Annotated in this window: 16 protein-coding genes; 10 read left to right on the top strand and 6 right to left on the bottom strand. The window is 64.4% G+C overall.

Annotated elements, in window-relative coordinates:
* Positions 1-4: 4 nt before the first annotated feature.
* From BOP93_RS26580 to BOP93_RS26535, 10 genes are all read left to right on the top strand, one after another.
* Positions 5-1,294: a DotU family type VI secretion system protein gene (locus tag BOP93_RS26580; RefSeq protein ID WP_104505154.1), complete on the top strand. Its 1,290-nt coding sequence runs from the start codon at positions 5-7 to the stop codon at positions 1,292-1,294.
* Positions 1,291-4,791 carry a type VI secretion system membrane subunit TssM gene (gene tssM / locus BOP93_RS26575; RefSeq protein ID WP_104505153.1) on the top strand — a complete coding sequence of 1,167 codons (3,501 nt, stop codon included), beginning with the start codon at positions 1,291-1,293 and terminating at the stop codon, positions 4,789-4,791. Before BOP93_RS26580 ends, tssM begins: the two co-directional genes overlap by 4 nt.
* The gene (tagF, locus tag BOP93_RS26570) at positions 4,788-5,441 is read left to right on the top strand and encodes a type VI secretion system-associated protein TagF (RefSeq protein ID WP_104505152.1); all 654 of its coding nucleotides are present in this window, start codon (positions 4,788-4,790) and stop codon (positions 5,439-5,441) included. The genes tssM and tagF overlap by 4 nt, the downstream gene beginning before the upstream one ends.
* Positions 5,442-6,161 (top strand): PP2C family protein-serine/threonine phosphatase, encoded by a 720-nt coding sequence (locus BOP93_RS26565; RefSeq protein WP_104505151.1) that lies wholly within the window; start codon positions 5,442-5,444, stop codon positions 6,159-6,161.
* Positions 6,158-9,136 (top strand): serine/threonine-protein kinase, encoded by a 2,979-nt coding sequence (locus tag BOP93_RS26560; protein WP_104505150.1) that lies wholly within the window; start codon positions 6,158-6,160, stop codon positions 9,134-9,136. The genes BOP93_RS26565 and BOP93_RS26560 overlap by 4 nt, the downstream gene beginning before the upstream one ends.
* Positions 9,136-9,840: an ABC transporter ATP-binding protein gene (locus BOP93_RS26555; RefSeq protein ID WP_104505149.1), complete on the top strand. Its 705-nt coding sequence runs from the start codon at positions 9,136-9,138 to the stop codon at positions 9,838-9,840. Before BOP93_RS26560 ends, BOP93_RS26555 begins: the two co-directional genes overlap by 1 nt.
* Positions 9,840-11,024 (top strand): ABC transporter permease, encoded by a 1,185-nt coding sequence (locus tag BOP93_RS26550; RefSeq protein ID WP_104505148.1) that lies wholly within the window; start codon positions 9,840-9,842, stop codon positions 11,022-11,024. The genes BOP93_RS26555 and BOP93_RS26550 overlap by 1 nt, the downstream gene beginning before the upstream one ends.
* On the top strand, positions 11,017-12,729 hold the full coding sequence (locus tag BOP93_RS26545) for a formylglycine-generating enzyme family protein (protein WP_104505147.1): 1,713 nt from the start codon (positions 11,017-11,019) through the stop codon (positions 12,727-12,729). Before BOP93_RS26550 ends, BOP93_RS26545 begins: the two co-directional genes overlap by 8 nt.
* Positions 12,730-12,813: 84 nt before the next feature.
* Positions 12,814-13,737 (top strand): type VI secretion system-associated lipoprotein TagQ, encoded by a 924-nt coding sequence (tagQ, locus tag BOP93_RS26540; RefSeq protein ID WP_104505146.1) that lies wholly within the window; start codon positions 12,814-12,816, stop codon positions 13,735-13,737.
* Positions 13,738-13,861: 124 nt separating this feature from the next.
* Positions 13,862-14,236 carry a hypothetical protein gene (locus tag BOP93_RS26535; RefSeq protein WP_057723695.1) on the top strand — a complete coding sequence of 125 codons (375 nt, stop codon included), beginning with the start codon at positions 13,862-13,864 and terminating at the stop codon, positions 14,234-14,236.
* A gap of 168 nt (positions 14,237-14,404) precedes the next feature.
* Here BOP93_RS26535 and BOP93_RS26530 read toward each other — a convergent pair whose 3' ends face one another.
* The 6 genes from BOP93_RS26530 to exbD all read right to left on the bottom strand — a co-directional run bounded on the left by BOP93_RS26530 (position 14,405) and on the right by exbD (position 20,987).
* Complete coding sequence (locus BOP93_RS26530) at positions 14,405-14,647, bottom strand: DUF6124 family protein (protein ID WP_065886934.1); 243 nt, start codon at positions 14,645-14,647, stop codon at positions 14,405-14,407.
* A gap of 505 nt (positions 14,648-15,152) precedes the next feature.
* On the bottom strand, positions 15,153-16,553 hold the full coding sequence (locus BOP93_RS26520) for an aminoacyl-tRNA deacylase and HDOD domain-containing protein (RefSeq protein WP_104505144.1): 1,401 nt from the start codon (positions 16,551-16,553) through the stop codon (positions 15,153-15,155).
* Between the two features lie 104 nt (positions 16,554-16,657).
* The gene (recG, locus tag BOP93_RS26515) at positions 16,658-18,733 is read right to left on the bottom strand and encodes an ATP-dependent DNA helicase RecG (protein ID WP_065886936.1); all 2,076 of its coding nucleotides are present in this window, start codon (positions 18,731-18,733) and stop codon (positions 16,658-16,660) included.
* Positions 18,734-18,741: 8 nt separating this feature from the next.
* Positions 18,742-19,662, bottom strand: coding sequence for a hydrogen peroxide-inducible genes activator (locus BOP93_RS26510; RefSeq protein WP_057723306.1), 921 nt, complete (start codon positions 19,660-19,662; stop codon positions 18,742-18,744).
* Positions 19,663-19,818: 156 nt separating this feature from the next.
* Positions 19,819-20,565: an energy transducer TonB family protein gene (locus BOP93_RS26505; protein ID WP_065886937.1), complete on the bottom strand. Its 747-nt coding sequence runs from the start codon at positions 20,563-20,565 to the stop codon at positions 19,819-19,821.
* Positions 20,562-20,987 (bottom strand): TonB system transport protein ExbD, encoded by a 426-nt coding sequence (gene exbD / locus BOP93_RS26500; RefSeq protein WP_003195519.1) that lies wholly within the window; start codon positions 20,985-20,987, stop codon positions 20,562-20,564. Before exbD ends, BOP93_RS26505 begins: the two co-directional genes overlap by 4 nt.
* Positions 20,988-20,992 lie beyond the last annotated feature (5 nt).

Raw genomic sequence — 20,992 nt, 5'->3', positions numbered from 1 at the left:
TGCGATGCATCCCAATGATGATGACCGCACTCAGTTCATGCCGCGCCCGGGCGGCCGAGCACCCGAACCTGCGCGCGCGGAACCTGCACCGTTGTCGATGCCGGCCGCGCCGATGCTCACCGGCAAAAGCCAGGGCCTCAACCCGCTGGAAAGTGCCGCCGGCCCCTTGCTGGCCTTGCTGACGCGGTTGCGCAACACCATCGCGCACCCGGCGCCGGCCAGTTTGCGCGCGCAATTGCTGGCCTATCTGCGCCAGTTCGAAGAGCGCGCCGAAGCCGCCGGCGTGGCGCGCAACGAGGTGCTGCTGGCCCGATACGCGCTGTGCACCGCCCTGGACGAAGCCGTGCTGAGTACGCCCTGGGGCAGTACCAGCGATTGGGGCAAACAGAGCTTGCTGATCACCGTGCACAACGAAGCCTGGGGCGGTGAAAAAGTCTTTCAGCTGCTCGACCATTGCCTGCAAAGCCCACGGGAGCGCCTGTACCTGCTGGAGCTGCTGTACTTGTGCATGTGCCTGGGGTTTGAGGGCCGCTACCGCGTGATAAACGACGGGCGCAGTCAATTGGAAGCCTTGCGCGAGCGCACTGCCGCCGCGATTCGCAGTGCCCGTGGCGAACACGAGCGTGAGCTGTCGCCGCACTGGCGCGGCGTGACCGTGGCGCGGGATCGCCTGACGCAATTCATGCCGCCGTGGATCGCCGTGGCGATTGGCCTGGCGCTGTTGCTGGCGCTGCTGTTTGGCCTGCGCATGAAGCTGGCCTCGGATGCGGAGCCGGTGTTCAAGAATATCCATGCCCTGGGCGAGATCCCGGTGCAGGCCATCGACCGTCCGGTGGTGCAACCGAAAGTGATCGAGCGGCCGCGCCTGGCCGGCTTTCTGGCTGAAGACATCAAGGCCGGCCGCGTGGCCGTGGAAGACAAGGTCGACCGCTCTGTGGTGACGATTCGCGGTGATGAACTGTTTGCGTCTGCCAGTTCCAGCATTGTCGACGACTACCAGCCGCTGATGCTGCGCATCGCCGACGCCATCCGCAAGGTCAAGGGCCAGGTGCGCGTCACCGGTCACAGCGACAACCGTCCGATTGCGACGTTGCGCTTCCCGTCGAACTGGGCGCTGTCCGAAGCGCGGGCCAGGTCGGTGCTGGAGATTCTGGCGGCCAAGACCGGCCAAGGTGACCGCTTCAGCGCCGAAGGCCGCAGCGACACCGAGCCGTTGGCGACCAACAGTACTGCCGAAGGCCGTGCCCGCAATCGTCGGGTTGAAATCACCGTATTGGCGGAGGGCGTCGAGTGAAGGCGTTTTTCAGTTTCATGATTCGCTGGGTGATCCCTGTGCTGGGGTTGATCGCCCTGGGCCTGATCATCTGGTTTGTCGGGCCGTTGCTCGACGTATTGGTGCCCGAGGGACGCCGCTGGGCGCTGATCATCCTGGTGTTCGCGCTGTGGATTGCCTACCGCGTGTTGCGCATCATCCAGGCCCGCCGCCAGGCCGCCGAAGTAATGCGCAGCCTGGCCGCCGAAACCCCGGCCGACCCCAACAGCGTGGCCACCGCCGAAGAGCTCTCGACCCTGCGCCAGCGCATGGACGAAGCCCTGACGCTGCTCAAGAAAGCCAAGCTCGGCGGCGACGAACGGCGCAATCTGTACGAGCTGCCGTGGTACGTGATCATCGGCCCGCCGGGTTCGGGCAAGACCACTGCACTGGTCAATTCCGGGCTGCACTTCCCGCTGGCGGCGCAATTGGGCGCCGGTGCGGTGCGCGGCGTCGGCGGCACGCGCAACTGCGACTGGTGGTTTACCGACCAGGCCGTGCTGCTCGACACCGCGGGGCGCTACACCACCCAGGACAGCAACTCCACAGTGGATAAAGCCGCGTGGCTGGGCTTTCTCGACCTGCTGAAAAAACAGCGCTCGCGTCGACCCATCGACGGCGCCTTCATCGCCATCAGCCTGTCGGACCTGCTGCTGGGCACAGACGCCGAGCGCGCCGCCCATGCCGCTGCGATTCGCCTGCGCATCCAGGAGCTGTACACCCAATTGGGCGTGCGTTTCCCGATCTACCTGATGCTGACCAAGCTCGACCTGGTGCCGGGTTTCATGGAGTTCTTCGACAACCTGAGCAAGGAAGAGCGCGCCCAGGTGTGGGGCATGACCTTTGCCCTGGACGACGGCAAGCACAGCGACAGCCCGTTGGTGCACCTGCAAAGCGAATTCGCCGGTCTGGAACAGCGCCTTAACGAACGACTGGTCGAACGCCTGCAACAGGAACGCGATCCGGCGCGGCGCGACCTGATCTACGGTTTCCCGCAGCAATTCGGCGCCTTGAAGGACTGCCTGCAGAGCTTCCTTGAGGGCGTATTCAAACCCAATGCCTTTGAAGAGCGCGTGCTGTTGCGTGGCGTGTACTTCACCAGCGGCACCCAGGAAGGCAGCCCGATTGACCGCTTGATCGGCACCATGGCCCAGAGCATGAACCTGGACCGCCAGCACCTGGCGCGCCAGAGCGGCACCGGGCGCAGTTACTTCATCGAAAAACTCTTCACCGCCGTGGCCTTTGCCGAACGTGGCCTGGTCGGGGTGAACCCGAAAGTCGAGCGCCGCCGCAAGTGGCTCGCCCGGGGTGTTCTCGCGGCCACGGTGGCCTTTGTGGTGGTGGTCAGCAGCCTGTGGTGGGTGAGTTATCGCGCCAACCAGGCGTATATCGCCCAGGTCGATCAGAAGGTCGCACCCCTGGGCCAGACCGTGCAGAACCTGAGCCCGGCGCAGCGTGACGTAGTGGCCGTGCTGCCCTTGCTCAACGCGGTCAAGCACCTGGCCGGGGATTCGCCAAGCTGGTCAGAGGGGCTGGGGCTGTACCAGGGCGACATGCTCGAAGCCGAATCTGCAAGCGTCTATCGCAAGTTGCTGATCGCGGTGTTCGCCCCGCGCCTGGTCACGCGCATCGAAGAGCAACTGCACGGCGGCGGCAACTCGGACTTCCTCTACGAAGGCCTCAAGGCCTACCTGATGCTGGCCGACAATGAGCATTACGACCCGGACTTCATCAAGGCCTGGATCGCCCTCGACTGGGACCGCAACCTGCCACGCGACCTGCCGGCCGATCAGCGCCAGGCCTTGACCGGGCACTTGCAGGCACTGTTTGACCGTCACCCACCGAATGCGCGTCTTGACCCACGCCTGATCGACGACCTGCGCCGCCAACTGCAACAACTGCCGGTGGCCCAGCGTGTCTACGACCGGGTCAAGCGCCAGAAACTGCCTGAAGGGGTACCGGACTTTCGCCTCAACGAAGCGGCCGGCCGTGATGCCGCACTGGTGTTCAGCCGCAAGAGCGGCAAGCCGTTGGGCGAGCCGTTGAGCGGGTTTTTCACCGCCAAGGGCTATCGCCAGGCGTTTTTGCTGAGCAGCCTGAACCAGACCGGCACCCTGGCTGAAGAGCAGTGGGTACTGGGCCAGGCACAGGCCGACCAGCAGAACGTGGTGAGCCTGGCCGCCGATGTGCGCCGCCTGTATTTCCAGGACTATCAGCGCCAGTGGGACGCGTTGCTCGCCGACATCGACTTTGTGCCGATCACCAGCGTGGCCCAGGCGGCCGATGTGCTGCGGGTGATTTCCGGCCCCACCTCGCCGTTGAAGAAACTGTTGGTGGCAGTGGCAAAGGAAACTGACCTGCAGGCCGAAGAGCGCCAGTTGGCCGCCAAGGGCGTGCCGGTGGAGGGCGGCGTCGACAAGCTCAAGGAGCGTCTGGGCAGCCTGCTGGGCCAGGAGCAGCCGAGCGCCAGCGCGCCCGCAGCGGCGGATGATCCGGTCACCGCGCACTTTGCCGAACTCAACAGTATCGTCAGTAAAAACGAAGGCGAGCCGGCGGCTATCGACGGACTGCTGGCGGATATGAATGCGCTGTATGTGCAGGTCAGTGCAATGGTCGGTGCCAGCGGCGATGCGTTGCTTGGCGAAGCGAAGAACCAGGCGGCGGCTGCGGCCACGCGGGTCAGCCTGAATGCCGAGCGCCAACCGCCGTTGGTGCAGGGCATGGTCAAGTCGGTGGTCAATTCCACCACCAACAGCATGATGGGCGGGGTGCGTAATCAGCTGAACGCGGCCTGGGCCAGCGAAGTGGTCAACGTGTATCGCCAGTCCCTGGCCGGGCGCTATCCGATGTCGCCTGGCAGTGCGCGGGACGCAACCCTGGATGACTTCGGCCAGTTCTTCGGCGTCGGCGGGGTGATGGATAACTATTTCCGCAAGTACCTGCAGCCCTATGTGGATACCTCGGCGCAGACCTGGCGCTGGCAGCCGGGCGCGGCGCAGAAGCTCGGTATCGCGCCGGGCGTGCTGCAGACCTTCCAGCGCGCGGCGGCTATTCGTGATGCGTTCTTCAGATCTGGCGGCACGCAACCCATCGTGCGCTTCGAACTCAAGCCGGTGTCGATGGACCCTACCATCACCCAGTTCCTGCTGGACCTCGACGGCCAGCAACTGAGCTACGACCACGGCCCGAGCCGCCCGGTGGCGATGCAATGGCCGAACCCCGGCAGCATTGGCGTGGTGCGTATTTCCATCATGCCGCCGTCGGCCAGCGGGCGTTCCGGTGTGACGCTGGACGGCCCGTGGGCCTGGTTCCGCCTGCTGGAGCAATCGGACCTCACCCCCGGCAACTCGCCGGACCGTTTCAACCTGCGCCTGCGCGTCGACGGCGCGAGCATCGCCTACGAATTGCGCGCCAACAGCGCCTTCAACCCGTTCAAGAGCCGCGTGCTCAGCGGCTTCAGCCTGCCGGAGCGGCTATGACGACGCTGGGTTTCTACGGCAAGTTGGCCAGTCGCGGTGACTTTGTCAGCCGCGCCTTGCCCCAGAGTTTTATCGGCCCCTGGGACAGCTGGCTGGCGGCGGGGCTGCTCGCCAGCCAGAACAGCCTGGGCGGTGACTGGCTCAACGCTTACCTGGTCAGCCCGCTGTGGCGCTTTGTCTTGGCGCCCGGGGTGTGCGGACCGGATGCGGCGGCGGGTGTGGTTATGCCGAGCATTGACCGGGTCGGGCGGTATTTTCCCCTGGCCGTGGTGGTGTTGCTCGATCACGACACCAACCCCGCGTCTCTGGTCGGCGGGCCGGATGCCTGGTTTGAGCAGGCCGAAGAGCTGTTGCTCAGCACCCTGGACAGTGGCGCTACCTTCGAAAGCTTCAATACCGGCCTCGACGCCCTGGGCGTTCCGGCGAGTGAGCCGCGTGCGGTCGACAGCCGCTTCGCCGGCCTGCAGCGCGTGGCCGCCACCGAGCCCCACGGGCGCATGACCGCGCTGGCCGAACAAGCCTGCGAAGGTGCCAGCCTGTGGTGGGGACGCGGTTCGCAGCGTATTTCTCCCGGTTTATTACGGTGTCAGGGCTTGCCTGCCGCCAGCGATTTTGCGCAGTTTCTGCTCGGACAAGAAGGTGTGGTGTAGATGGGGGCGACTTACAAATCCGCGAGCAAAAGCCATGTGGGCATGGTCCGCCAGGTCAACGAAGATGCGTGCCTGGAGCTGCCGGAGAACCGCCTGTGGGTGGTCGCCGATGGCATGGGCGGGCACGCGGCGGGGGATTACGTCAGCAGCCTGATCGTCGACAGCCTGCGCGCCGTCCCGGTGGGGCGCTCCCTTGACGAATACGCGGCCGCCCTGCGCAACGACCTGATCCGCATCAACGCGGCGGTACGCGAAGAAACCGCCAATCGTGGCGTGACCATGATGGGCAGCACCGTGGTGGTGCTGGCCGCGCGCGGCTTGCGCGGGATGTGCCTGTGGGCCGGCGACAGTCGCCTGTATCGCCTGCGCGACGGTGAGCTGGAAAGTCTCTCGCGCGACCACAGCTACGTGCAGGACCTGCAAGACAGCGGCCTGCTCAGCGAAGCCGATGCCCGCGTGCACCCACGGGCCAATATCGTCACCCGCGCAGTGGGCGTGGAAGCGCAACTGGACGTGGCGTCGGTGGAGCTGTTGATCGCCCCCGGCGACAGCTACCTGCTGTGCAGCGACGGCCTGACCAAGACCGTCGAGGATCATGAGATTGGCGAAGTGCTCGGCCACGACGCACCGGATGAAATCGTGCGCAGCCTGGTGCACCTGGGGCTCAATCGCGGCGCGCCGGACAACATCACCACGATCGTTGTGAAGGTCTCGTCATGAAGATCGAGATTCCGGGCTACGTTATCGAAGGCGAGATCGGCGAAGGCGCCATGGCCAACGTCTACCTGGCGACCCAGCGCTCGCTGGAGCGCAAGGTGGCGTTGAAGGTGATGGCGGCGGCCCTGGCAGCCGATCCGACGTTCTGCGAACGCTTCCTGCGCGAGGGCAAGACCCTGGCGCGCCTGTCGCACCCGCACACGGTGACCATCCATGACATCGGCAATGTCGGCGAGCTGTATTACATGGCCATGGAGTACCTGCCCAACGGTACGCTCAAAGAGCGCATTGCCGCCGGGCTGACCCCGGAGCAGGGCGTGACGCTGATCCGCCAGATTGCCTCGGCGCTCGGTTATGCCCATGCCCAGGGGCTGGTGCACCGCGATGTGAAGCCGGCGAACATCCTGTTCCGCGCCGATGGCACGGCGGTGTTGTCGGACTTCGGTATCGCCAAGTCCCTGGACGACCGCACCCAGTTCACCCAGGCCGGTTTCGCCGTGGGTACGCCGAGCTACATGAGCCCGGAACAGGCACGCGGCCAGGAGATCGATGGTCGCGCCGACCTGTATGCGCTGGGCGTGGTGCTGTACGAGATTCTGGTCGGCGAGTTGCCCTACCGCGGAACCGATGCGCTTTCGACGGCGCTCGCGCACCTGACTGAGCCGTTGCCGGAATTGCCGGTGCACCACGGCCGTTACCAGGAGGTGCTGCGCAAGCTGTTGGCCAAGGACCCGGCGGAGCGTTATCCGGATGCCGACGCATTACTGCTGGCCTTGGACAACCTGCCGGCGGACTCGTCGGAGGCCACCTTGGTACGGCCGCTGCCGATCCCGCTGAGTTTTGACCTGGCGGGCATCACGCCTGTCACCGTCGACATACCCACCGACAAACCGCAGCCGCAGCCGATAGTGCGCCAACCGGTCGTGACGCCAACGCAGCACAACGCCCCGTCCGAACAGCGCCGTGGGCCGGTGTTGGCATTGGCCGCCGTGGCGGTTGCGGTGGCACTGGCCATCGGTGGTGCCAGCTATTGGTGGTTGAGCGGTAGCGATGAGCCTGCCCAACCACCGTCTGCCGTCGTTTCCAAGGTGACGCCGCCCGTCGCCGTCGCCGAAGTGGACGGTGGTCAACGTCCGTTGCTGATGGCCGGCAAGAAAACCCTGTTCCAGCGCGTGCTCAGCAAGCCCGGCGCCAAGCTTTCCAACGAGGCGGGCAGCGCGCCGGGCAAAGCCTTGCCAGCGTTTTCCGTGCTCTACGTCTACCAACGCAAAGACATCGACGGCAGCCCTTGGGTGCGTGTCGGCGCCGCTACCGATGGGCGCAGCGACGGTTGGCTGCCGGCCGCCCAGGTCAGCGACTGGAAGCAAAGCCTGGTATTGAAATTCACCGAACGCTCGGGGCGTGCGCCGGTGATGTTCCTGCGCCAGTCCGGCGAGGTGGAAAAACTGCTGGCCGATCCGGCTGCGGCGAAAAGCGCGTTGGCCAGGGCGCAGAACAACCGCGAGGACAACCAGCAAGTCCTGGCCCTGGAACCCACCGCCAGCGCGGTGCCGCAAAACCAGTTCTACCTGTTGCCGATCTTTGATTCCAAAGAGAGCTTCGACGAAAACGGCCAGCCGGTGCAGCTGCTTAACGTGGCGTCCATCGACCCTGGCAGCAGCGCAGTCGCCAAGCCGTCGGCGCCCGCAATCAATGCCCATGCCGACGCCTTCCGTACCGCCGTGGTGCTGGTGGTCGACACCACCGTGTCGATGCAGCCCTATATCGATCAAGTGCGCGATGTGGTCCACGAGCTGCAAACACGCATCGCCGAGCGCGGCGAGTTGGACAGCGTCAGCTTCGGCCTGGTGGGCTTTCGCAACAGCATCAAGAAAACCCCCGGCCTGGAATACGTGGCCAAAACCCTGATCACCCTCGATCAGGGCCGCGATCCGCAGCGTTTCCTCGACCTGGCGCGGCAGGTCAAGGCCTCGACGGTGTCCAGCCACTCGTTCAACGAAGACGCGTTTGCCGGGGTGATGCAGGCGGTGGACGGCATGGACTGGTCCGGCTACGGCGGGCGCATCATCCTGCTGGTCTCCGATGCCGGCGCGCTGCGCAAGAACGACCCGTTCGCGGCCACCCAGATGAACGAAGCCGAAGTACGTCAGGCGGCACTGGGCAAGCAGATCAAGATCTACGCGCTGCATCTGCGCACCGATGCCGGCAAGAAAACCCATGCTGGCGCCGAAAGCCAGTACCGCGTCCTCACCGCCGACGCCAACCCGCAGATCGGCGACCTGTACACCCCCGTGCCGGGCGGCGATGTGCGCAAGCTGGGCGAGCGCGTCGATGAGATCGGCACGGTGTTTGCCAACCTTGTGCATCAGGTGCGCAGCAACACGCCGCAGCCGGTGCCGTTACTCAGTGCCGCGCCGAGCCTGGCGGACAAATCCGCAGCCGTCGGTTATGCCATGCACATGGACTTCCTTGGCCGCAAGACCGCCAGCCAGGCGCCGCAACTGGTCAGCGCCTGGACCGCCGACCGCGACCTGACCAACCCGGCGCTGCCGGCGTTCCAGGTGTGCGTGATGCTGACCAAACTGCAACTCAACGACCTGCAACAGTCGCTGAAGTTGATCGTCGATGCGGCGCGCAAGACTCAAAGCTCGCCCAAGGACTTCTTCCAGGAAATCGCCAGCGCCTCGGCCTACATGAGCCGTGACCCGCAAGCCCTGCGCAAGGGCGGCAACCTGGCCGACGGCGGCCTGTTGGGCGAGTACCTGGAGGGGCTGCCGTACCGCAGCAAATCGCTGAACATGACCCAGGACCTGTGGTTGTCGTTGAGCGTGGCCGAGCAGGAGGACTTCATCGACGAGCTGGATTCGAAAATCCGTCTCTACGAGACCTTCCACAATGACCTGGCCAACTGGGTGCGGTTCGGTGATGCCGAGCCGGGCGATGCGTTGTACCGCGTGCCGTTGTCGACGCTGCCGTGATGCTGAGCCTGAACGCGGTGCACAAGAGCCGGGGCGTCGGCAGCCAGCGCTACAGCCTGATAATTCCGGCGCTGCACCTGCGCGCGGGTGAGCAACTGGCGATTGTCGGGCCCAGCGGCTGCGGCAAGAGCACCTTGCTCGATATGCTCGCACTGGTGCTGGCGCCGGACCGGATCGGGCAGTTCGAACTCAACCGGATCGACATCGATGGGCTGTGGCGCGCCGACCGGCAAACCGATCTCGCCCAGTTGCGCAGCCGGCTTTTGGGCTATGTGCTGCAAACCGGCGGGCTGGTGGAGTTTCTCGATGTACGCGGCAATATTGCCTTGCCCCGGCAGTTGCTGGGTTTGAAGGACGACGGCAGCGTGGTGCGCCTGGCCGAGCAATTGCAAATCAGCGATCAACTGCACAAGCGTCCGGCGGCGCTGTCGGTGGGCCAGCGCCAACGCGTGAGCTGCGCCCGCGCCCTGGCCCATGCACCGCAACTGGTGTTGGCCGATGAGCCGACGGCGTCGCTCGACCCGCTCAATGCCGAGCGCGTGATGCAAGCCCTGCTGGCCCAGGCCCGGGAACACCGCGCCGCCTGTGTGATCGCCACCCATGATGAACCCCTGGCCCGCGCCAGTGGCTTGCAGGTGCGCCGCATCGGTTGCCGTCGCGATGCCGACGGCGGTGTCACCGCCACGCTCGGGGAGGCCTGCTGATGCGCATCGGCCTGATGGCGTCCCTTGCCTGGCAGGACTACCGCAACGATGCGTGGCTGTCGGCCTGCTCGGTGCTGGCGCTGGTGGCAGTCATCGCGCCGTTGCTGGTGTTATTTGGCCTGAAATTTGGACTGGTTGGCAGTTTGACCCAACGCCTGGAGACCGACCCCGCAACCCGTGAAATTATTCCGTTGGGCGGCGGTCGATTCAGCAGCGCTTTCGTCGAGCAGCTTGGCCGGCGTAGCGATGTGGCGTTTGCCATACCGCGTACGCGGCAGATTGCGGCGACCGCACAAGTGGGTGCCCTGGTTTTGGAAATGCTGCCGACCGCGCCGGGTGACCCGCTGCTGGCCGGCTCGCCGATCCCTGAGGGCCTGGACCAGATCGTGCTCAGCCATACCGCCGCCGAGAAGCTCGCGGCGCGGCCCGGCGACTGGCTGGAGACGCGCTTTGCGCGGCAACTGGCGGGGCGCGTCGAGGCCCAGCGGACGCGGGTGCAGGTGCGCGCGGTATTGCCGTTGGAGGCCTTTGCCCGTGACGGGCTGTTTGCGGACCTGGCGTTGCTGGAGGCGGTGGAAGATTATCGCGATGGCCGCGCCGTGCCGGCGCTGGGATGGGCGGGTGACACCGTGGCGGTGGGCGAGCAGCGGGTGTACCCGGCGTTTCGCTTGTATGCGCGCGGACTCACCGACGTGGAACCGCTGCGCCTGTATTTCGCCGGGCAGAATCTGCTGGTGTCGACCCAGGCGCAGACCATCGCCCAGGTGCAGTCGTTGAGTCGTAACCTGTCGGTGGTCTTCTGGATCATCTGCGGGTTGGCCTTGGCCGGTGCGTTTGCGGCGACCTTCGCCGGCGCGTTGGCGGCGGTGGCGCGCAAGCGTCGGGAGTTGTCAGTGTTGCGCCTGCTGGGGTTTTCCACCGCCGCGCTGTTGCTGTTCGTGGTGCTGCAGGCGCTGTACAGCGCGAGTGTTGCCGCGGTGCTCAGTGCCGGGTTGTATGGCCTGGCCGAGGCGGGTTTGAATCGATTATTCGTGCAGGTGCCGGGCGAATACGCCAGTCATCTGTTGGCGCGTCACTACGGCTTGGCCCTGGCTGCCGCGCTCGGCGTCAGCGCCGTGGCGGCGGCGTGTGGGGGGTGGCGAGTGGCGCGTATCCAGGCTTCTGAAGGAATCAGAGATGTTTAAGTTACTGGGCGCCTGCGTGGCGCTGAGCCTGGCCTCGCTGGCCTGGGCCGATGAGGCAAGCGACAAGCTCGACAACCCCAAGCCGTTGCCTGACGACGTGAGCCTGCCACTGCCGTGCGAAGGCCAGATGGTGTTCCGCTACGCCTATGTGTTGGCCCAGGGCACCCTGGACGACCGCGAGGTCAGCCTCGGCTATCCCTTTGCCGAAGGCGAGGCGGGCTACCAGCAGTCGTTTATCTCCGGTTACCGGCGCGACTTCATCAACGGCCAGTTCACCCTCAAGGATCTGCCGAAAGACTGGAACAAGGTCATCGCGCCGCTGATGCCGAAGACCGACGCCAAAACCCCGCTCAAGCCGATGCTCTACTTCATCGGCAAGTACGAAGTGACGGCCCGCCAGTACGCCCAGGTAATGTCCCAGGCGCAGTCCCTGGCCAGCGGCGAGCCGGCCCCGGCCTGCGATGCGCCTGAGGGCATGGCCGGGCGTCTGCCCAAAGTGAAATTGTCGCGTTTCGAGGCCGAGCGTTTCTCGGCGGTGTACAGCGCCTGGCTGATGAAATACCACCGCGAGTTGCTGCCGGTGAGCGGCCGTGGCGCCTCGGCCGACGATGGCGGCCTGGGCTTTGTGCGCTTGCCCACCGAAGTGGAGTGGGAGTACGCCGCGCGCGGTGGCCAGGCAGTGAGTCGCCAGGATTTGGAAGGGCGCCTGTTTCCACGCCGCGTCGAGGGCAGCGAAAGCGACGGGCCACTGGGCGATTACGCCGTGTTCAACCAGGTCGCCGGTGGCACCGGGCAGGCCGCGCGGCTGATGCCCATCGGCACCAAATTGCCCAACCCGATCGGTATGTTCGACGTGATCGGCAACGCTGCGGAAATGGTCCAGGAATCCTTCCAGCTGGTGCACGCCGGGCGCCGCCAGGGCACCTATGGCGGCTTCGTGGTCAAGGGCGGCAATTACCTGGAGGGCGAAGGCACGTTGTTCACCGGCATGCGCCGCGAGTACCCGCTGTTTGCCGCCGACGGCACCGAGCAAAGCAATGAGACCACCGGGTTTCGCGTGGCGATTGGCGCGCTGTCGGCGCCGCGCTCACGCTACAAGGAACTGTTTGCCCAGTGGCAGAAAGAAGGTCGCCTGGCCTCGCTGACCGACGCCATCGACGACGCCCAGGACCCGACCAAGCGCCTGGACAGCATCATTGCCGCCAGCGTCGATCCCAAGCTGCAGGCCGAACTGGGACTGGTCAACGAAGAACTCAAGCGCAATGTGTCGCTGATCGCCCAGCAACGCGAAGAAGCGGCGGGCAACCTGATCCAGTCCGCTGCGTTGGTGGCCGAGACCATCAGCAACTACAACATCCGCCTGGCCAACCTGCAGAAGAGCCGCCAGCAGGCCGTGGATAACAAGGACGCGGCCAGCGCGCAGTTATTCGACATGGCCATTGCCAATGGGCGCAGCGCGCTGGATGGCGCAGTGGCGATTTATATCGACAACCTGGCCACCGGCACGCGCTACACCGATGCGGTGATCCAGGCCCAGTTTCAACGGATCAAGGAAGAGTTGGATCGCAAGCCGGTGCTCGGCAAGAGCCTGGTGACGCGCGCAACACTGTTCGTTCGCCATGTCGGCAACTACCGCAAGCAACAGCGGGCCGACCCGGCAACGATCTTGAAGGAATTGCTCGCAGCGAGCGGTCAGCGGTCTTGATCGTTGGCTGTCCGGCGAGCTTGGAAGGGACTCAGACGGCGGTGGGCCGTGCTGGGCAAGTCAAACTTAATAGAGATCACACCTATGCTTTTTTCCCGTAAGTCGGTTTCCAAGCGTCACCTGCTGCTGATCGCGGCCGGTTTCAGCACCGTGCTGACCGGTTGCGCTACGTCGCCTGCGTCCAAGGTCGCGTCGAGCACCAAGGTCGAGTACTACCCGAACTGCTACGAGCCGGTGCAGCACCTGCGCGCCACCGATTCGAACATGACCAAGTCGGTTGTGACCGGTGCCGCTATCGGCGCGGCCGGCGGTGCATTGCTCGGCGCCCTGACCGGCGACAAGGAAAAGCGCGGCCGTAACGCGGCTATCGGCGCAGCGGGCGGTGCCCTGGCGGGCGGCGCGACGGGCTACTACACCGAGCGTCAGAAGCAGATCGCCGATGACAACCAGCGCATCGCTTCCTACTCCACCGACTTCAACAAAAGCGCCTCCGACATCGACCGCAGCACCGCCTATGCCAAGGCTTCGCAGCAGTGCTACCAGAGCGCGTTCACCAAGCTGGTGGCAGACCGCAAGGCCAAGGCCGTCAACGACACCGAAGGCCGCAAGCGCCTGGCGGAAATCGTGGCAGGCCTGAAGGAATCCAACGACCTGATCGTTGCGGTCAACGGCAAAGCCAGCGAAGACCTGAACAACTACACCCAGGCCTACGAGAAAGACCTGCAGCAAGTGGGTGTGCAGCGTAACGACGTGGTCACCGTCGCCACTGCCGACACCACACCGGTCGCGCCGCCGGCCAAAGGCAAGAAAGTCGTCAAGCCGGCGAAAAAGAAAGTGCTGCCAGTGGTGCCAAAAGAAGCGGTGACCACCGAGAAGAGCATCCAGACCGTGCAGGCCAAGCAAGCTGAAAGCAAGCAGGTCGCCAGCGCCGGCAAGGCTCAGCTCGAAGGCAGCTGCCGCGATCCAAACCTGGCCGACTGGGCGCCGGTGCCTTGCCCTAACGTTTAAGCAACATGTTGCTATAAGCGTCAAACGCCAACCGATCTCCCGCTAAAGCGCGAGATCGGTGGCGTTCTTTTTGCAAATCGTTACACTGCTGCGGCCACTCAATAATTACACCGAGGCCGTGTGCATGAAATTTCGTCTTCTCCTGTGGGTGCTGGGCCTGATGATGGGCAAAGCCAGCCGCACCAATCCCGCCTTTCAGCAGCAGCTGGGTGACAAAGACCTGGCCTTCCAGTTGCAGACCCTCGACGGCAAGGTTGCCCGTCACTTCATCGTCAAAGACCAGCGCATCACCAGCCACTCGGGCGTACACCCGACGCCGGCGTTCGCGATTGCATTCAAGGATGCCGCCTACGGCTTCGCCACGATGCAGGCGAAGAACAAGCAACTGGCGTTCATGACGGGGATTCAGGACAAGTCGATCCAGATCAAGGGCAACCCGGCGCTGGTGATCTGGTTCCAGGGGTTGACCAAGTATTTGAAGCCGAAGAAAAAGAAGTAGGCTTTCAGGGAGACCGAGCTGGATTCATCGGGGGCAAGCCCCCTCCCACATTCGCCCGCATTCCACAGTTGGAACCCGGTCAAATGTGGGAGGGGGCTTGCCCCCGATAGCGTCCTCACAGGCTACCCAGACACAACAGGTTCGGATACTCGGCGCGTGCCCGTCATCTCACGGGTTTACTTGCCCTGAGACCGTGACTACTCGATCAGCCAGCAACTGTGCCAGTTCGATTAACTGCGTAACGCCCAGCAGTTCCTCTCGTTTCGGTCCTTCAAGGTCAAAGGCCAGGTCGCAACTCAGCGCATTGGCCGAGGCGAGTGTTTCGCTGAGGTTGACCAACAGATCTTCAGTGCTGATTCCATCGGCCACGGTAAATAGCCGCATGGGGGGATTTGGGGTGGGTTTGATCATGGTGAAACTCCGGAGATATTAAAGGAGCTGCCATTGATCGCCGCGACGCGATGGGGGTGGCAGCTGTACGCAGGTTCGCGGACCGACTCTCCAGAACATCGGCATACCCGAAGGTATCCCGCGCACAGCCGCCATAGCGCCGCACAGTAGACGACAAAAAAGCGCCAACTGAAAGGACACGATGACGCTTTGGCGTCTGAAGAAATACGGGCCGCGACGCCCGACCGCTGCGTGTGCAGCGGTGTACGGAGACTAGAGACGGAGTGTCCTAGGGACAACCTCAACGCCTTGTAAGACGTTTCTGTTTTTCCCAATACCTGGCCGAACGGACAGTTGTTTGGCTTTGCGCCAGCCAAGCTGAAGAAAAAGAAGTAGGCTTTCAGGGAGACCGAGTTGGATTCATCGGGGGCAAGCCCCCTCCCACAAACGGCCATATTTCAAGGCCAGAACGCGATCAAATGTGGGAGGGGGCTTGCCCCCGATAGCGGTTTTACAGGCTACCGATTCAGCCCTGACTGAACTGGGAGGCCAGTTCGCGGAGCAGCACCTCGGCATCCAGCACCTTGCCCACCACTTCCTCAGCCTTCTCACGGCTCAAGCCCAGGCGCTCAAGCAGCGCATCCGGAATCGCCTCATCCGGCCCGGACCCAATCCCCCGGCTACGCAACAGGCGCACGGCCAGGCATACCAGGTTCGGGTATTCAGCGTACTGCCCGTCATAGGTGGGGTCGTGCTGGAAGCGCAGGGCGGTGGACAGCTCGTCCGGCATGTCCCAGTAGCGCATCAACCACGCACCGATCTGTTCGCGGCTGATACCGAGCAGGTGTTGCTCGACATAGCTGTGGCACACATGCGGGTTGACCTCCAGGTGGCGGCAGATCAGTGAGAAGTGTGGCGGGAATACGTGGGCCAGCAGCAGGTAGCCGAAGTTATGCAGCAGGCCGGCGAGGTAGGTCAGGCCGGCTTCGGGGCGCTGGGCGCGGGGCATGGCACGGGTCAGGCCTTCAATCACGGCGGCGGTGTAGATCGACTGGTGCCAGTACGGCGTGGACTGGTGCGGACGGTCCTTGGGCAGGCTCAGGGTTTTACCCAGGGCCAGGCCCAGCGCCAGGTTGATCACCAGATCGAAGCCCAGCACCCGCACGATGGCGTCTTCGACCGAGCGGATCTTGCCCGGCGAAGCGTAGTAGGGTGACGCTGCCCAGCTCACCACCTGGGCGGCCAGGGCCGGGTCGGTTTCCACTACGCCGGTGATGTCATCGATGGTGGCGTTGGGGTCGACGCGCAGTTTGATGATCTTCTGCGCGGTATCGGCCAGCGGCGGGATCTCGATGGTCGCTTCCAGGCGTTGCTGAATACGGCGGGCGGTGAAGGCCTGCATCGCCTGGGTGATTTCCTCGCGGTCATCATTGGGGCGGTCGAGGTTGGGGCGAATCTTGCTCAGTGGCTCGCCGAACTGCGCGGCGCTGGCCTTGGTCAGCATGGTCTTGAAGTGCTCGCTGGCGATTTCCAGCAGCAGCCCGGCTTCGCCCGAATGCACCAACAGGCTCGGCTCGTTGAGCAGGCTGCCTTCATACAGGCAAGGCGAACTGGTGAGCGGTGGCAGGCCCGGCAGCAGGCTCAGTTCATGCTTGCCCATTATTCGCTCGACGCGCTCCGGTGCCACAGCGGTGAGGCGGCGCCCGGTGAGTTCGGTGAGGCGGTTGAGGTCGAGCAACTGGCTCTGGGGAAACAGCACCATGAGCGCGCCGACGGCATCTTCGAGCAGTACCGCCTGGACCTTTCGCGCAGGGTTCAGGCCAGGCTGTTCGATGACTTCCGTGTAGGGAATGGCGAGCTTTGCGAGCAGCGCCCGAATGACCGGCGGGGCGGTCAGTGGGGCTGTAGCGAGGGCGACTTCTGACATGGCCTGATCCAATTTCGTACAGTCACCGAAGTATAACCAGCTTGTTACACCTGTTGGTTGACTAACTTTGGTTTGTGATCGGGTGCGCGGCCCTTGTAGGAGCGTCAGACCTGGCCGTATTGCTGTCCATGCCGCAGCCAGCGGTTGAGCAACGGGCTGACATGCTCCGGCCAGCGCTCCAGCAGGGCTTGCGCTGCGTCGCGCACGGCGGGCAGCAGGTCGGCGTCGCGCATCAGGTCGGCGACCTTGAATTGCAACAGGCCGGTCTGGCGGGTGCCGAGCATTTCACCAGGACCGCGCAACTCGAGGTCTTTTTCGGCAATGACAAAACCGTCGTTGGTTTCGCGCATGATGCCCAGCCGTTGGCGGCCGATCTGCGACAGCGGCGGGTGATACAGCAGCACGCAATGGCTGGCGGCGCTGCCCCGACCGACGCGGCCGCGCAGTTGGTGCAGTTGCGCCAGGCCCAGGCGCTCGGGGTTTTCAATGATCATCAGGCTGGCGTTTGGCACGTCCACACCCACTTCGATCACAGTGGTGGCCACCAGCAATTGCAGGTTGCCGGCCTTGAACTCGGCCATCACCGCAGCTTTTTCGGCCGGTTTCATCCGGCCATGGATCAGCCCCACCTTGAGTTCGCCCAGGGCGCTGGTGAGGTCTTCATAGGTGGTTTCGGCGGCTTGGCAGGTCAGCTCTTCGGACTCTTCGATCAGCGTACACACCCAGTACGCCTGGCGGCCTTCGGCGCAGGCGCCGCGCACCCGCTCGATCACTTCGACGCGCCGCGTGTCGGTGACCAGCACGGTGTTGACCGGCGTGCGGCCGGGCGGCAGTTCGTCGAGGATCGAGGTGTCGAGGTCAGCGTAGGCGCTCATGGCCAGTGTGCGCGGGATCGGCGTGGCGGTCATGATCAACTGGTGCGGGTTCATGCGCCCGCCGACGCCTTTCTGGCGCAGGGCCAGGCGCTGTTGCACGCCGAAGCGGTGCTGTTCGTCGATGATCACCAGCGCCAGGTTCTTGAACTGCACTTCGTCCTGGAACAATGCATGGGTGCCCACCACCATGGGCGCGCCGGCGGCGATTTGCTCCAGGGAGGCTGCGCGGTTCTTGCCCTTGAGCTTGCCGGCCAGCCACGCGACTTCCAGCCCCAGCGGCTCGAGCCAGCGTTTGAAGGTGATGAAGTGCTGTTCAGCGAGAATTTCCGTGGGTGCCATCAGCGCGACCTGGTAACCGGCTTCCAGGGCCTGCAAAGCGGCGAGGGCGGCGACCACGGTCTTGCCCGCGCCCACATCGCCCTGGATCAGGCGCAGCATCGGTTCCTGCTGGCTGAGGTCGTAGGCAATCTCGTTGCCGACGCGTTGCTGGGCGCCGGTGGGGGCAAAGCCCAGGTTGGCCAGGTATTGCGCGGGCAGGCGCGTGGCCTTGGGCATCGCCGGAGCGCGCAGCGAGCGCATGCTTTCGCGCAGGCGCTGCTGGGACAGTTGATGGGTCAGCAATTCTTCGAAGGCCAGGCGATGCTGCGCCCAGTGATGGCCGAGGGCGAGTTCGTCGACATCGGCGTCGGCCGGCGGATGGTGCAGGTAGCGAATCGCGTCGGCCAGCGGTGCCAGTTGATAGTCGCGCGCCAGCTCCAGCGGCAGCCAGTCGGGCAGGCTTTGCGGGCCGAGCATCGTCAGGGTCTGCATGCACAACTGGCGCAGGCGTTGCTGGGTGAGGCCTTCGGTCAGCGGGTAGATAGGCGTTAGGGTAGTGTCCACCGGCGGCGGTTCATCGCCGGTTATGGCACGGTACTCCGGGTGGTAGATCTCCAGGCCCGAGGCTCCCGGCCGCGCTTCGCCGTAGCAGCGCACGCGGGTGCCGCGCTTGAGGCCTTCTTTCTGCGCATTGCTGAAGTGATAGAAGCGCAGGCTCAGGCCGCCGGTACCGTCCTGCAGGCGCACCACCAGGCTGCGGCGCTTGCCCATGACCACGTCGGCGCCGCTGACAGTGCCTTCGATCACCGCGTCCTGACCAGGGCGCAAATGGCCAATGGGCACGACCCGGGTGCGATCCTGGTAGCGCAGCGGCAGGTGGAACAGCACGTCCTGAAGGTTTTCCAGGCCGACCTTGGCTAGTTTCTCGGCCATGGCTTCACCGACACCCTTGAGTGCCGTCACCGGCACCTGCGACAGCTCTGTCATACCGTTACTTAGCTCGCAGCAGGCGGTTTGGCCACCGAGCACAAGCGGATCGAGTCGGCGAGGATCTCAATCGCCTTGGGGCGCGGGAAGCTGGCGCGCCAGGCGATGGCCACGGTGCGGAAGGGCACCGGTGGCGTGAGTGGGCGTACTTCGATCACGCCGGGGGCGTAGTGATGGCTGTCTACCGCCGACAACGGCAGGATCGAAATGCCCAGGCCGGAAGCGACCATATGGCGAATGGTTTCCAGGGAACTGGATTCCACCGTGGTGTGCTTGGCGCCGTCGTTGCCCTTGGTCAGGGTCGGGCAGGCTTCCAGGACCTGGTCGCGGAAGCAGTGGCCTTCACCGAGCAGCAGCAGGCTCTTGTCGTTGAGCAGACCGGCGTCGATGCTGTCCTTTTTGGTCCACGGGTGGGAGGCCGGCATCAGGACATAGAACGGCTCATCGTAGAGCGGCAGCGTCAGCACATCCGCCTCATTGAACGGCAGGGCGATGATGATCGCATCCAGCTCGCCGTTGCGCAGTTTGTCGCGCAGGACGTGGGTGAAGTTTTCTTCGATATACAGCGGCATCTGCGGCGCGACGCGGTGCAGCTGCGGGATCAGGTGCGGGAACAGGTAGGGGCCGACGGTGTAGATGGCGCCGACTTTGAGTGGCGCGGTCAGCTGGTTCTTGCCGGCCTGGGCCAGTTCGCGAATGCTTTGCGCCTGCTCCAGCACCTTCTGGGCCTGGGCAACGATGCCTTCGCCCACGGGGGTCAGGCGCACGGCGCTTTTGCTGCGCTCGAAAATCAGTACACCGAGTTCGTCTTCAAGCTTTTTCACGCCCACCGACAGCGTCGGCTGGCTGACGTGGCAGCGCTCGGCCGCGTGGCCGAAATGCTGTTCCTGGGCGAGGGTCACGATGTAGCGTAATTCTGTAAGAGTCATAGCGGGCGTCCATGAAGTTGCGGGCCAAGCATACCGGCTGCAATCGATAGACGCACGTTATCAGAACTTTGCTGGGGATTGAGCGTGGAGTGACGGAATTTTGCTGAAGCGAGCAAGCGAATGTGGGAGGGAGCTGGCCCCTCCCACATTGCCCGGCTAGCGGCGCCGCTTGTCGATGTTGTAAACGAACGGTGCGACGAGTTCCACACTGCCGTTTTTCAACAGGTCGGCTGGCGGTTTGGGCAAGGGTTGAGCCTTGCGGATCATGTCCAGCGTTGCGCGGTCCAGGTCGGCGTTGCCGGAGCGACCCTCCAACTCATAGGACAGCACATTGCCTTCGCCATCAACCACGAAGCGCAGGCGGTTCATGCCTTCCTTGCCACGCTGTTGCGCGCCCGGCGGGTACTTCTTGTACTTCTGCAGGTGTGCCAGCAGGGTACTTTGCCAGGATGCCTGGGCGGCCATCTGTTGTGCCGATGGGCCGGGGGCGGGCTGCGCAGATTTTTGCGCAGGCGCGTTGCTCGGAGGGGTTTCGCTCGGTGGCTCCTCGGAAGGTTTTTCCTTGGGCGGCTCGGGCTTCTTCTCCACCGGCTTGGGCGGTTGAGGCTTGGGCTTGGGCTTGACCGGCTTGGGCACCTGGATCGTTGGCTTGGGCGCCTCGGCCAGTTTCGGCAGAGGCAGCTCCTCGACCGGTGGCGGCGGTGGTGCAACGACCTTGGGCGGTGCCGGAGGCGGCGGTGGCGCCGGCAAGGGTGCCAGGTCGATGACCATAGCGGCCGGCGGCAACTGGATCGCCTGGGGCGCGGACCATTGGAGCGCGATGATGATCGCGACGGCATGCACGCCCAGCACGACTGCGAGGCTGGTGCCATAACGCGTCAGTTTGTGGCGCGTTGTGATCATTTCTTGGCTGCCGTCTCAAGTCCGACCAGGCCTACCTTGAGGTAGCCGGCTGCCCGCAGGGCATCCATCACGCTCATCAGGTCGCCATAGTCCACGCCCTTGTCGGCCTGGAAGAAGATCGTCGTGTCTTTCTTGCCCTGAGTCTTGGCGTCGAGCACCGGCCCCAGGGTTTCAGCCTTGACTTCTTCTTCACCCAGGAACAGACGTTGGTCCGCCTTCACGCTGAGGAAAATCGGCTTCTCCGGCCGTGGCGCCGGCTTGGCGCTGGAAGCGGGAAGGTCAACCTTGATATCCACGGTGGCCAACGGTGCGGCCACCATGAAGATGATCAGCAGCACCAGCATCACATCGATAAACGGTGTGACGTTGATTTCGTGGTTCTCGACGAGCTCGTCGTCGCCTTGATTCAAATGCAGGCCCATGGCCG

Source organism: Pseudomonas orientalis (assembly GCF_002934065.1).
Classification (GTDB): Bacteria; Pseudomonadota; Gammaproteobacteria; order Pseudomonadales; family Pseudomonadaceae; genus Aquipseudomonas; species Aquipseudomonas orientalis_A.
The sequence above is the reverse complement of the archived record's forward strand: the minus strand, read 5'-3'. Positions and strand labels throughout refer to the sequence as shown.